This is a genomic window from Actinomadura sp. SCN-SB, from assembly GCF_043906805.1.
Lineage (GTDB): Bacteria > Actinomycetota > Actinomycetes > Streptosporangiales > Streptosporangiaceae > Spirillospora.
In genome coordinates this window covers 32942-45728 of sequence record NZ_JBIMPP010000010.1, presented here as the reverse complement: position 1 = coordinate 45728, position 12787 = coordinate 32942, and the positions used below count along the sequence as shown (strand labels likewise).

General features: G+C 72.2%; 14 protein-coding genes. 8 read left to right on the top strand and 6 right to left on the bottom strand.

The genetic code is table 11. The features are described 5' to 3' along the window. Positions 1-39: 39 nt before the first annotated feature. Together ACGWYJ_RS08900 and ACGWYJ_RS08895 are read right to left on the bottom strand one after the other, a co-directional pair. A complete protein-coding gene (locus ACGWYJ_RS08900; protein ID WP_395105201.1) occupies positions 40-525 on the bottom strand; it encodes a macro domain-containing protein in 486 nt (161 codons plus the stop codon). A 30-nt stretch (positions 526-555) separates the two neighbouring features. Further along, entirely contained in the window at positions 556-1638 is a 1083-nt protein-coding gene (locus ACGWYJ_RS08895) for a PucR family transcriptional regulator (RefSeq protein ID WP_395105200.1), read from the bottom strand. 173 nt (positions 1639-1811) lie between these two features. Here ACGWYJ_RS08895 and ACGWYJ_RS08890 point away from each other — a divergent pair, with 173 nt between their 5' ends. The 5 genes from ACGWYJ_RS08890 to ACGWYJ_RS08870 are packed head-to-tail and all read left to right on the top strand — an operon-like array spanning position 1812 to position 6583. Further along, positions 1812-2507 (top strand): SDR family NAD(P)-dependent oxidoreductase, encoded by a 696-nt coding sequence (locus ACGWYJ_RS08890; RefSeq protein ID WP_395105199.1) that lies wholly within the window; start codon positions 1812-1814, stop codon positions 2505-2507. Beyond that, positions 2507-3256, top strand: a complete 750-nt coding sequence (locus tag ACGWYJ_RS08885) for an SDR family NAD(P)-dependent oxidoreductase (protein ID WP_395105198.1) — start codon at positions 2507-2509, stop codon at positions 3254-3256. Before ACGWYJ_RS08890 ends, ACGWYJ_RS08885 begins: the two co-directional genes overlap by 1 nt. A gap of 42 nt (positions 3257-3298) precedes the next feature. Beyond that, positions 3299-4273, top strand: a complete 975-nt coding sequence (gene speB, locus ACGWYJ_RS08880; RefSeq protein ID WP_395105197.1) for an agmatinase — start codon at positions 3299-3301, stop codon at positions 4271-4273. Then, positions 4270-5133, top strand: coding sequence for a polysaccharide deacetylase (locus ACGWYJ_RS08875; protein WP_395105196.1), 864 nt, complete (start codon positions 4270-4272; stop codon positions 5131-5133). Before speB ends, ACGWYJ_RS08875 begins: the two co-directional genes overlap by 4 nt. A gap of 40 nt (positions 5134-5173) precedes the next feature. Further along, complete coding sequence (locus ACGWYJ_RS08870) at positions 5174-6583, top strand: APC family permease (RefSeq protein WP_395105195.1); 1410 nt, start codon at positions 5174-5176, stop codon at positions 6581-6583. Between the two features lie 20 nt (positions 6584-6603). On the opposite strand, the gene ACGWYJ_RS08865 is transcribed toward ACGWYJ_RS08870, so the two are convergent. Then, the gene (locus ACGWYJ_RS08865) at positions 6604-7263 is read right to left on the bottom strand and encodes a hypothetical protein (protein ID WP_395105194.1); all 660 of its coding nucleotides are present in this window, start codon (positions 7261-7263) and stop codon (positions 6604-6606) included. Positions 7264-7351: 88 nt separating this feature from the next. Beyond that, a complete protein-coding gene (locus tag ACGWYJ_RS08860) occupies positions 7352-8338 on the bottom strand; it encodes a helix-turn-helix domain-containing protein (RefSeq protein ID WP_395105193.1) in 987 nt (328 codons plus the stop codon). A 72-nt stretch (positions 8339-8410) separates the two neighbouring features. Between ACGWYJ_RS08860 and ACGWYJ_RS08855 the strand changes: the two genes are divergently transcribed. Together ACGWYJ_RS08855 and ACGWYJ_RS08850 are read left to right on the top strand one after the other, a co-directional pair. Then, complete coding sequence (locus ACGWYJ_RS08855) at positions 8411-8872, top strand: rhodanese-like domain-containing protein (protein ID WP_395105192.1); 462 nt, start codon at positions 8411-8413, stop codon at positions 8870-8872. Between the two features lie 235 nt (positions 8873-9107). Then, on the top strand, positions 9108-10715 hold the full coding sequence (locus tag ACGWYJ_RS08850) for a DEAD/DEAH box helicase (RefSeq protein WP_395105191.1): 1608 nt from the start codon (positions 9108-9110) through the stop codon (positions 10713-10715). Positions 10716-10786: 71 nt separating this feature from the next. Here ACGWYJ_RS08850 and ACGWYJ_RS08845 read toward each other — a convergent pair whose 3' ends face one another. Continuing rightward, positions 10787-11575, bottom strand: a complete 789-nt coding sequence (locus ACGWYJ_RS08845) for an acyltransferase (protein ID WP_395105190.1) — start codon at positions 11573-11575, stop codon at positions 10787-10789. An 87-nt stretch (positions 11576-11662) separates the two neighbouring features. Further along, positions 11663-12112 carry a hypothetical protein gene (locus ACGWYJ_RS08840; protein WP_395105189.1) on the bottom strand — a complete coding sequence of 150 codons (450 nt, stop codon included), beginning with the start codon at positions 12110-12112 and terminating at the stop codon, positions 11663-11665. 136 nt (positions 12113-12248) lie between these two features. Between ACGWYJ_RS08840 and ACGWYJ_RS08835 the strand changes: the two genes are divergently transcribed. After that, the gene (locus ACGWYJ_RS08835) at positions 12249-12779 is read left to right on the top strand and encodes a peptidylprolyl isomerase (protein WP_395105188.1); all 531 of its coding nucleotides are present in this window, start codon (positions 12249-12251) and stop codon (positions 12777-12779) included. Positions 12780-12787: the final 8 nt, after the last annotated feature.

Sequence of the window (12787 nt, the reverse complement as noted above, 5' to 3'; positions counted from 1 at the left end):
CGCGCGGGACGGAAACTCATCACCCCATCACTCCCGGTTTCACGGTAAATCGGCGTCGTAGACCGTGACGTGCAGCCCCTTCGCGGTCAGGTGGCGGAGGATCATGGGCTCTATCCGGTGCCACTCTCCTCCGGCCAGGCCGCAGCCGATGCGGGGCATGTGGACGGTGACGCCGAGCTCGCCCGCCTTCTCGCCCAAGGCGGCCAGGCAGCGGTCAAGGGCCTCGTACCGGATCGGCGGCCCGTTCTTCCTGCCGGGTCTCACTCCGCGTTGCGCGACCATGTTGGCGACCCAGACGTCCCCTTCGACCTGGACGTACCGGACGGCGCCCAGCCCGAAGTCGTTGCGGGCACGCTCGCGGTACCACGCCCGGTACGCCTTCTCCGGCTCGGGCCAGCGGGCGGAGACGGCGAGGACGAAGCCCTTGCCCCACCGGCCCAGGTCGTTGCAGACATGGGCGATCACCTTCGCGCCTTCGGCCTGGGGCGAGGTCGCGTCACCCTGGGTGTAGCGGATGCCGGCCACGAGGCGACGCTAGCCGCCGCCACCGACGGTTCAGGACGCCCACATGGCCACGGCGAGCGCCACGCGGTCCTCGAAGTCGAGCGGGTTGCGTCCCGTCAGCGCCTCGATCCTGGACAGGCGGTGCCGCAGGGTGTTCGGGTGCAGGTACAGCTCCCGGGACGTCTCACTGACGGCGCCGCCGGTCTTGAGGAAGGCGCGAAGGGTGTCGACCAGCTTCGTGCCGTGCGCGGCGTCGTACTGCTCCAGGGGACGGGCGATCTGCTCGATGAACGGGGCGATCTGGTGGCGTTCCAGACGTCCCAGCAGGCCCTGGAAGGTGGCCAGGTCGGCGGCGCGGACGATGGCGCGGCCGCCGCGCTGGGCCGCCTCCAGGGCCAGCACGCTCTCCGAGAGGCCCTGCCCGAGGCTTTCCAGGGGCGCGGGCGTGCTCATTCCTCCGACTCCGCCCCATGCCACGGCGAGTTCCTCCGCGTGCCGTTCGGTGTTGACCAGGACACGCCCGACGTCACCCTCTACGGCGAGCACGGCGCCGATGGAGGCGTCCACCCGCTCGGGAATGTTCTCCGCGGGCACGGCCAGCACGATCACGGTGTCGGTGGACAGCCCGGCCGCCTCCAGCCTGTCGCGCAACACCTCGGGTGAGGCCAGCCCGTTGCGCACCATGTCGAGGATGCGCCCGGTCTCCTCGCGTTCGCGTTGCTTGTCCCGGGACGAGGCCAGCCGGTCGGCGAACCACTCGGTGAAGCTCAGGAACGGGACCTCCGGCGGTACTTCGAGCAGGGGCAGGTCGAGCTCGTCGCACGCTTCGCACAGGGCCTCCGGGGGTTCGTCCATGACGTCACCGGTGCCGAACCCGATCGCGCTGGCCTTGCTGGCGTGGACGGAACGGGCGAACATCTCACAGCGCGACGGGTCGGTCAAGGACGCGCCGACGGTCAGGACGACCTCGTTGCCCCGGAGGTAGGGGCCGGGGTCGAGCAGTTCGGTGGAATGCGCCCAGCGGACCGGTCGGTCGAGACCCGCCGCCCCGGCGACCAGTCGCAACTGGAAGTGCGGCACCTCAAGGAGCTGTCCGACGGTGAGGTGCAGCCGGTCCGCATGGTCAGTGCTCACCCCCTCAGCGTCGCACGATGAGTCGGCCGTGTAACGCACGCATGACCAGGTGTTGGACAACTCCACGAGCGCCGGGCGCATTCGAGGTGCGGTTGGCCAAGTTTCGCACAAAACCCTTGCTACCTGCCCCGTTATCGGGTTTGCCTTGCATCCTCACGATCAGGAGGAAGGGTATGGCGGAACGAGTCGCTCTCGTCACCGGGGCGGCCAGCGGGATCGGTGCGGCGGTGGTGGCCGAGCTGGCGCGGCGCGGCTGGCGCGTCGCCGGGCTCGACCTGCGTCACTCGACGGACGTCGAGCACGGCGTGAGCGTCGACGTGGCGGACCCCACCCAGGTGAACGCGGCGATCGCGCGGATCGAGCGCGAGCTGGGGCAGGTGGAGGCGGCGGTGTGCGCGGCGGGCCACTACGCCATCACCCCGGTGGCCGACATCCCGTGGACGGAGTGGCGGCGGATGCTGCGGGTCCATCTGGGCGGGTTGCTGAACGTGTGCCGCGCGGTGGCCCCGGCGATGGCGGAGCGCGGGCGCGGGGCGATCGTGGGGGTGTCCTCGGAGCTGGCGATCGGCGGCGGTGACGGCGAGGCGCACTACGCGGCCGCGAAGGGCGCGGTGATCGGGCTGGTCCGGGCGCTGGCGGTCGAGCTGGCCCCGCTGGGCGTACGGGTGAACGCGGTGGCGCCCGGCCCGACCGACACGCCGCTGCTTCCTCCCGAGTCGCCGTGGCGCAGGCCCGCGTACCTCCAGACGCTGCCGGCCGGCCGGATGAGCCGGCCGGAGGAGATCGCGCTCGCCGCCGCGTACCTGGTGGACGAGGGCACGTTCTGCGTGGGGGAGATTATCTCGCCGAACGCGGGGGCGGTGATCTGATGGCGGTGGCGCTGGTGACCGGGGCGGGGGGCGGGCTGGGACGGGCGGTGGCGCGCCGGCTGGCCTCCGATGGGCATCTGGTGGCGCTGACCGACAGGCCGGACGGCCCTCCGACCGACGAGCTGGCCGAGGAGCTGGGCGGCATCAGCGAGCCCGCCGACGTCGCCGACCCGGAGTCGGTGGAGCGGATGGTGTCGGCGGTCCAGGAGGAGGCGGGGGAGCCTATCGGGATCCTGGTCGCGGGGGCGGCGCACATGGCGATGGCGCCGCTGGCCGAGCACGACCTGGACGACTGGTGGCGGGTCGTGGACACCAACCTCGGCGGCGCGTTCGCCTGCGCGCAGGCCGTGCTGCCCGGGATGTCGGAACGCGGCGGCGGCCGGATGGTGCTGATCGCGTCGGAGTGGGGGGTGATCGGCTGGCCGAACGCCACCGCCTACGCCGCGTCCAAGGCGGGGCTGATCGCGCTGACCAAATCCTTGGGCCGCGAGCTGGGCCCGCTGCACATCGCGGTGAACGCGGTGGCGCCCAGCGTGATCGACACGCCGCAGCTCGAGGTGGACGCCCGCGACGCCGGCGTCTCGGTCGAGGAGATCCGCGCCCGGTACGCGGCGCGGGTGCCGCTGGGCCGGATCGCGACCCCCGACGAGATCGCGGCGGCCGTGTCGTTCCTGGCCGACGACCGGTTGCCCACGCTCGTCGGCCAGGTCGTCCACATCAACGGCGGCACCACCCGAACCCGCATCTAGCGATGCCCTACCCCCGGTCAACGACCCCTCGGAAAGGAAAGAATGAGCTCCCAAGAGCCCCCGCGCCCCTCGCGACCCACCGTCGGGCCTTCCAACGCCCTGGAGTTCCCGCGCTTCGCCGGGCTGACGACGTTCGCCCGGTTGCCGCGCAGCGTCGACGTCCCGGACTTCGACGTGGCGGTGATCGGGGCGCCGTTCGACAGCGGCGTCTCGTACCGTCCGGGCGCGCGGTTCGGGCCGGCCGCGATCCGGCAGGGATCGCGGCTGCTCAAGCCGTACAACCCGGCCCTGGACGTGCTTCCGTTCGCGGCGTGCCAGGTGGTGGACGCGGGCGACCTCGGCCTCAACCCGTTCGACATCGGGGAGGCGATGCGGCAGGTCGAGGAGGGGTTGCGGGAGCTGACGGGGGACGGCCGCCTGGCGGTCACGATCGGCGGCGACCACACGGTGGCGCTGCCGGCGCTGCGGGTGGCGCACGCGCTGCACGGGCCGGTCGCGCTCGTGCATTTCGACGCGCACCTGGACACCTGGGACACCTACTTCGGCGAGCCGTACACGCACGGCACCCCGTTCCGGCGCGCCGCCGAGGAGGGGCTGCTGCTGCGGGACGCGAGCGCGCACGTCGGCATCCGCGGCCCGCTGTACGACCCGCGCGACCTGGTGGACGACGCCAGGTTCGGCTTCACGATCGTGCACTGCGCGGAGATCGACGACCTGGGCGTGCGCGGCGTCGTGGAGCGGGTGCGGGAACGGGTGCGGGACGCGCCGGTCTACCTGTCGATCGACATCGACGTGCTGGACCCCGCGTACGCGCCGGGGACCGGCACGCCGGAGAGCGGCGGCATGACCAGCCGGGAGCTGCTGGGCATGCTGCGCGGTTTCGACGGGCTGAACATCGTCGGCGCCGACGTGGTGGAGGTGGCGCCCGCCTACGACCACGCCGAGATCACCTCGATCGCCGCCGCGACCGTCACCTACGAGCTGGTCAGCCTGCTGGCCAAGGGCAGGGCCTCGTGAGGCCGGCGGACCCGGTGGCCTGGCCGGGCGAGGCGACCTCGGCGGCGTCGTTCTCGTTCGACGTGGACGCGGAGTCGGTGGTGCTGGCGGAGCTCCCGGCCGCGGCGTCCCGGATGAGCGTGATGAGCCACCAGGCGTACGGGCCGCTGACCGGGCTGCCGCGGCTGCTGCGGATCCTGGAGCGGCACCGGGTGCGGTCGACGTTCTTCGTCCCCGGGTACACCGCGCACCGCCACCCGGACGCGATCCGCTCGATCGTGGACGCGGGACACGAGATCGCCCACCACGGCTACCTGCACGAGCCGCTGATCGACGTGGACCCGCGGACGGAGGCCGAGATCCTGGACCGGGGCCTGGAGGCGTTGGAGACGGTCGCGGGGGTGCGGCCCACCGGCTACCGGGCGCCGATGTGGGAGCTGACCTACGCGTCGCCGCGGCTGCTGGCCGACCGCGGCTTCCTGTACGACTCCAGCCTGATGGACGCCGACGTCCCCTACGAGCTCGCGGTCGGGGACACGGAGGACGCGGCGTCGATCGTGGAGATCCCCGTCCACTGGGGACTGGACGACTGGGAGCAGTACTGCTTCCTCCCGGGGATCACCGGGTCGGGACTGATCGAGAGCCCGGCCAAGGCGGTCGAGCTCTGGCGCGCCGAGTTCGAGGCGCTGCGCGAGGACGGCGGCTGTTTCGTGCTGACCTCGCATCCCTTCCTCTCGGGGCGTCCCGGACGGGCGGCGGCCCTGGAGGAGTTCGTCGAGTACGTGGCGAGCCTGGCTGATGTGTGGCTCGCACCCCTGGGCGACATCGCCCGGCACGTCCGGGGTCTCCGGCTGAGACCCCGGCACCTCCCACGGCCGTGAGGCCGAGCCCCTCACTCAGGAAAGAGCAGGAACGCCAATGATGCCCACAACAGGAACCATCGACGAAAGCCAGGTGCTGCGCAAGGGGTTCAACCTCCGCTCGGCCACCGCGCTGGCCTTCGCGGACGTGTCCCCGATCGTGGCCCTCTACGCCATCTTCACGCTGGGTCTCCTCGCCGCCGGGCCGGGGTTCTGGTGGGCGTTCCCCATCGTGCTCACGGGCCAGTTGCTGGTCGCATGCGTCTTCGGTGAGCTGGCCTCACGCTGGCCGTACGAGGGCAGCGTCTACCAGTGGGCGCGGCACGTGCACGGCCCTGGGGCGGGATGGTTCTCGGCGTGGGCCTATATGTGGGGCCTCACCATCGCCCTGTCCGCGCTGTCCTACGGCGCCGCGGGGTTCCTTTTGCAGGCGCTCGGCATGGACGAGCCGGGCACCATCGCCACGACGGCCGCCGCGCTGGGCATCCTCGCGTTCGGCAGCTTCGCCAACATCGTGGGACGCGGCACGCTGAAGGTGCTCGTCATCGCGAGCCTCATCTGCGAGGTCCTGGCCTCGGTGGTGCTGGGGACCGTGCTGCTCGCCTTCTACCGCGAGAACCCGGTGAGCGTGCTGTTCGACGGCATCGGCGGCGCCCCGCTGCTGGGGGCGCCGCTGCTGGCGGCGACCGCCTATGTCGGCTGGTCGTTCGTCGGGTTCGAGGCGGCCGGCTCGATCGCCGAGGAGGTGGAGCGGCCCGAGCGGGACGTCCCCAAGGCGCTGATCTTCGCGCTGGCCGCGGTCGGCGCGATCGTGATGTACTCGGCGGCCGGCCTGATCCTGGCCATCCCGGACCTGAAGGCCGCCGCGGACGGCGACCCGGTCGCCGACACGCTGGTCCACCACTTCGGCTCGGGGATCGGGCGCCCGCTGCTGGTCGTCTTCGTGATCGGGTTCGTCGCCAGCTTCCTGGCCGTGCAGGCGGCGGTGTCCCGGGTGATCTGGGCGTCGGCGCGCGACAAGGCGCTGCCCGGCTCGGGCGTGCTGGGGCGGCTGGCGTTCGCCGAGCGGCTGCCGGTGAACGCGATCCTGCTCACCGCCGTGGGCGCCACCGTGTTCGTGCTGCTGTCCGGCTCGGCGCTCTACTCGATCCTGGTCAACTTCACCACGATCGGCTTCTACGTCGCGTTCGGCCTGCCGGTGTGGGGTTCGGCGCTCCAGCACCTGCGCGGCACGTGGCGGCCGGGGACGTTCAGCCTGGGCCGGTTCAGCGCGCCCGTCACCTATGTCGCGACGGTGTGGCTGGCCGCCCAGACGGTCAACATCATCTGGCCGCGCGACACCACGGAACCCTGGTACATCGACTGGAGCATGGTCATCACGTTCAGCGTGGTGGCCGTGGCGGGGTCCGTCCTGTACCTGGCCTACGCGCGGCGCCGCATCATGCCCCGCTACGCCGACCGCGTCGGCTGAACGCGACGGACCGGGGCGGGCTATCCCGGCCGGTCGAGCTCGTAGATCCGGGAGCGCAGCTCCTCCTCGGCCCGGTCGAGGCCGGCGCCGATGTCGAACCACACGCGGTCGCGCCGTTCGCCGGGACGGTCCAGCCCCACGGCGACCCAGCTCAGCACGCCCGTCACCACCGAGCGCGGCCCCCGCGGGGGACGCGCCATCAGGGCGAACGGCAGGGCCAGCCCGGTCCGGGTGACCACCACCCGGCCCGGGTCCTCGGGGCTGGGCCGCCCGCCGGTCAGGAAGCGCGGGGTCTCCACGACCTTCATCCACTCCACGACCGTGCCCTCGATCTGCCGGCACAGGATGCGGACGACCTCGGTGAGCACCGCCTCGCCGGGGTCGTCCCCCAGCCAGTCCAGCCAGTGGTCGGGCTCGGTGAGCGCGGAGAAGTCGTGCCGGGGCGGGCCGTGCCGGTGGTTCTCGCGATACTCGCCGGTCAGCCGTCCCTCGCCGGACACCTTCCAGGCCCCGCGGATCGCCTCGGGCGGGACGTAGCCGTCCGGGTCGTCCACCCAGGCGGCGTCGATCTCGTACACCCAGCCGCCCGGCCGCCGCGCGGCCAGCGCCTCCAGCTCCGGCGGTGGCGTGCGCCCGCCCTGGTTCCCCTCGCGGTCGCCGTCTCCGCCCGATGCGAACATTCCACCGATTGTGCCGCCTCCGTGATCGGACATCCCGCCGTTCACCCCATATCCCCACGAACCGCCAGGATCCGCGGTCGGTGGCGGGTCACGACACCAGGGACGTGCGGAACATCTGCCTGTACGCGGACGGCGAGGTCTTCATCGCGCGGGCGAAATGGTGCCGGAACGTGGCGGGGGACTCGAAGCCCACCATCGCGCCGATCCGCTCGATGGGCAGCGCGCCGTTCTCCAGCAGCGGCAGGCTGGCCATGATCCGCTGATGGATCACCCACCGCAGCGGGCTGGTGCCGGTCGTGCGGTGGAAGTGCCTGATGAACGTGCGCGGCGCCAGCCGGGCCTGCTCCGCCAGCGCCGCCACGGTGATCGGCTCGGCGAGATGGTCCAGCGCCCAGGCCATCGCGCGGGCCACCGGGTCGTCCGCCGGGTCCGGACCGGACGGGACGGCGGCCTCCACGAACTGGGCCTGGCCGCCCTCGCGATGCGGCGGGATCACCAGCCGCCGCGCCACCGAGTTGGCGATTCTGGCCCCGTGGTCCTTGCGCACCAGGTGCAGGCACAGATCGAGCCCCGCGGCGCTGCCCGCCCCGGTGAGCACGTCGTCGCCGTCCACGTACAGCACGTCCGGCGTCACCCGCACGCGCGGGAAGCGGCGGCGTAGCGTGTCGGCGAACCGCCAGTGCGTGGTGGCCTCACGGCCGTCGAGAAGTCCGGCGGCGGCCAGCGCGAACGCGCCCGAGCAGATCGACACGATCCGCGCGCCGCGGGCGTGTGCGCGCTTGAGGGCGTCCACCACAGGCTCGGGGATGTCGCCGTGGATGTCCGGCACCTGCGGCACCACGACGGTGTCGGCGTCCGCGAGGACGTCCATGCCGTGTTCCGTGGTGACGGTGAAGCCGCCGAGAAACCGCAGCGGCCCGGGTCGCGGCGAGCAGACCCGCAGGTCGTACCAGGGGACGCCGAGGTCGGGGCGCGGCCGGAACACCTCCACGACCGAGCTCAGCTCGAACGGCGCCATGCCGTCGAAGGCGACGACCGCGACCAGGTGCCGCCGCGCGGGGGGATCAAGGATCATGGCGAAATCTTAGCCATTAACGGCGTTCACGCCACTTCCGGCGGACAACGCGACAACGGGACGATGACTGACATGTCTGAGACCCTTCGGATCCCCGCCGCGCCCGCGGCCGAGGCCATCGCCCATTTCTCCGCCCGCCTCGCGTTCGAGACCGACGTGTCGGACGTCGCCGCCGACCTGGAACGCGGCGCGCCCGGCGTCGTCGTCGTGGACGCCCGGAGCGCCGACGCCTGGAGGCAAGGCCATGTCGCGGGGGCCGTCCACCTGCCCACGGCGGAGATCCCGCGGCGCGCCGCCGGCCTGGTCCCGGCGGACGCCACCGTGATCGTCTACTGCTGGGGACCGGGATGCAACGGCGCCGCCAAGGCCGCGCTCGCGTTCGCCCGGCTGGGCCACCCGGTGAAGGAAATGATCGGCGGCTTCGAGTACTGGGCACGCGAGGGATTCCCGGTCGAGACCGGTGACGGCCAGGTCGTGCGGCGTTCCCCCGACCCGCTCACGGCGCCCGTCTCCGGCCTCTCCTGCGCCTGCTGAAACGGGTGACAGAGGCCACCGCCCGTGGCCTCCAGGAGCCAGGGGACGGGTGCACACCAGGTTTATATGAGGCGACCGGGGCATAAGCAGGTGCGTCGGCGACGTTACACTTACCGCATCGTTCTCATGGCGCCACCGACGGCGTCCCCGGCTCGTCCTTGCAGGCCACATTCCGCAGCACCGCGCTGCCCCCGTGACGCCTCCCGAGACGTGCCCCCCTCTCGGAAGGTAATGCGTGTCATCTGTGCCCGCTAGTAATGCCCTGCCCGCGACCGACCTCGCGCAGGAGCCCGTCACCTCGGAGCCGTCGGCGGCCCCGGAGACCCCGGAGACCGTCCCGACCTTCACCGAGCTCGGCCTGCCCGACGCCCTGGTCTCGGCACTCGCCAGGCAGGGCATCTCGGCCCCGTTCCCCATCCAGGCCGCCGCGATCCCGGACGTCATGGCCGGCCGCGACGTCCTCGGCCGCGGCAAGACCGGATCCGGCAAGACGCTGGCCTTCGGCCTGCCGATGCTGGCCCGGCTGTCCGGCCGCCGCGCCGCGCCCAAGCGTCCCCTCGGCCTGATCCTCGTCCCGACCCGCGAGCTGGCCCAGCAGGTCCAGACCAACCTGGAGCCGCTCGGCCGCTCCATGGGCCTGCACTTCAAGACCGTCATCGGCCAGACCTCGATGTTCAAGCAGATCGACGCGCTGCGCCGCGGCGTGGAGATCGTGGTCGCCACCCCCGGCCGGCTCAAGGACCTGATGCGCCAGGGCGCCTGCGACCTCGGCGACGTCGAGATCGTCGTGCTGGACGAGGCAGACCACATGGCCGACATGGGCTTCCTGCCCGACGTCACCGACATCCTCGACCAGGCCAAGCCCGGCGGGCAGCGGCTGCTGTTCTCCGCCACCCTGGACCGGGACGTGGACGTCCTGGTCAAGCGCTATCTCAGCGCCCCGGTGACGCACGCCATCGGCCCGGTGGACGAGTCCGTCGACACCATGGAGCACCACCTGCTGCTGGTGGCGCCCAAGGAGAAGACCGCCATCACGGCCGAGATCGCCAACCGTGAGGGCCGGACCATCCTGTTCGCCCGGACCAAGCACGGCGTCGACCGGCTGGCCAAGCAGCTGGTGCAGGTGGGCGTCCGCGCCGCGGGCCTGCACGGCGGCAAGAGCCAGGGCCTGCGCACCCGCACCCTCGCCGAGTTCAGGGAGGGGACGATCAGCGTGCTGGTCGCCACCGACGTCGCCGCCCGCGGCATCCACGTGGACGACGTCAGCCTGGTCATGCACGTCGACCCGCCCGCCGACCACAAGGACTACATGCACCGCGCGGGCCGTACCGCGCGGGCCGGGGAGAGCGGCACCGTGGTGACGCTCGTCCTGCCGCACCAGGTCCGCTCGACCACCGCGATGACCCGCAGGGCCGGGATCCACGCGCCCCGCACCCGCGTCGCGCTCGGCGACGAGCAGCTGATCCGGCTGACCGGCGCGCGGCCCCCGTCCGGCATCCCGATCGAGGGCCCGATCATCCCGGAGCGCCCGCGCCGCGAGAACGGACGCGGCGGGCGTCCCGGAGGCGGCAGGCGAGGCGGCGGCCGCCGCTTCGGCGGGCGCGGCCCGCGCTCCTTCGACCGTCAGGACGGGGGAACGCGCCGCCGCGAGGACGGTGACCACAACGGGCATCACGAAGGCGCCTACTCCGGTCACCACGACGCCAAGCGCGGCCCTTCCTACGGCGAGCGCGGCTCGTACGGTGAGCGGCGCGGGACTCCGCACGGCGGGCGGCGCAACGCCCAGTACAACGGCGGCAAGCGCCGCGACGGCAACGACCGCCGTGCCGCCCGTTCCAACTAAGCGGTGAACGAAGGGCCGGAAGCGTACGACGCTTCCGGCCCTTCACGTCTCTCAGGGAGGCGCGAGCGGGCTCAGCCCACCTCCTCCCGCAGGTCGTCAGGGATCGCCCCGCCGAGCCCGTCCTGGAGCCGCTGGACGCCGTTCAGGCCGTCCTCGGCCGCGAGCCCGGCCAGCGCCTTCAGACCGGCCGGCGGGTCGTTGCGCAGCGGCGGCTGCCAGCCCCGGTCCGCGTCATAGCTGCGCAGTACCTTGGCGGGGACGCCGCCGACGACCGAGTGGTCGGGGAACTCGCCCCGCACCACCGCGCCGCCCGCGACCGCGACGTTGCGTCCCAGCCGGGTCCCCGGCAGGATCACCGCGCCGGTGCCGATCCAGCAGCCGTCGCCGATGACCACCGGGTTGTTCTCCGGCCACTGCCGCCCGATGGGCGTCTCCGGATCGGAGTAGCTGTGGTTCTGGTCGGTGATGTAGACGTTCGGCCCGGTGAAGACGTCGTCGCCGATCTCGATCGACTGGTGGCCCACGATGTGCGTCCCGCGCCCGAGCGAGCAGCCGCGGCCGATCCGGACCACCAGGTCCGGGCCGAGGTCGAGACCGGGGACGAACCCGGCCGAGATCGTGCAGTGCGTGCCGACCAGGGTGTGCGCCCCGATGGAGATCCACGGCTCGCCGTAGACGGCGCCGACCGGGAAGCCGATGCACACGCCCTCGCCGAGATGGGCGAACTTGCGGCGGCCCGGCGTCTCCGGCGTGATCTCCCCGTGCCGCTGGATCCACTCCCAGCCCCGGTGCACGGCGCGGTGCAGCCCGCGGCGCACCGGGGCCGCCAGCCGATGCTTGATCGAGGTCTTCGGGGGCATGGCGTCACCGTACCGGCTGGTAGCCGACCGCGAAACGAGGGGCCCGGCCATCGCGGCCGGGCCCCTCACCCTCGTCCCCATGGACCGTCAGGCGGAGCGCACCTGACCATCGACCTCGGACGGCACCGACTCGATGCCCGGCCCCGCCATCATCCCCGGCATCGAAGCGGTGTTGGCCCGCCTCGTCATCAACGCGCCCACCAGACCCACCGCCGAGGCCACGCCCACCAACGCCATCGCGGCGGCGCGCCGCCTGCGCACGGGCTGATGTTGCGGCTCCACCCGTTCGGCAGCGTCCGACAGCATCCTTCCGACGCGGGGCCCCAGCTCCGCCGCCACATACGCACCGGCCCTCCGCAGCCAGGGCGCGCTCCGTCCGCGTGCGGCGAGCACACCCTTGGCGGCGGCCTCGCGCGCACCGCGGGCGGCCGGCCCGATCCGCTCCGCCGCACTCGACGCGCCCATGCGGCACGCCATCTGCATGCGGCCGAACCGCGAAAGGGACACCCCACGCGGCTTGCGGCGGATACTCATCATTAGGGACACGCTAACCTCCCTGATTGCGAGGTCCTGCACGGCAGCCTTCCCGCGAAGCGGAAGGTAAACACCGCGTGCGTGACCGTACGATCACGTATCGCGACGCATACGCACTACAAGGAGGAGGCGGCCCACAGTGGCTGAACAGATCTTCGCGACGCTCCACACCAACCACGGGAGGATCGTCGCGCAGCTCTACCCGGACCAGGCCCCGGTGACCGTGGACAACTTCGTGTCCCTCGCCGAAGGCACCCGGACCTGGACCCACCCGGCCACCGGCGAGAAGAAGCAGGAGCCGCTCTACAACGGCACCATCTTCCACCGGGTGATCCCGAACTTCATGATCCAGGGCGGCGACCCGCTCGGGAAGGGCTACGGCGGCCCCGGCTACGAGTTCCAGGACGAGTTCCACCCGAGCCTGAAGTTCGACCGGCCGTACCTGCTGGCCATGGCCAACGCCGGGCCCGGCACCAACGGCTCGCAGTTCTTCATCACCACGAACGTGCAGAACACCCAGCACCTCACCGGCAAGCACACCATCTTCGGGAAGGTGATCGAGGGGACGAACGTGGTCGACGCGATCTCGGCGGTGCCGACCAACAGGGACGACCGCCCGGACAACGATGTGGTCATCGAATCGGTGACGATCGAGCGCCGCCAGTCGTAGTACAGAGT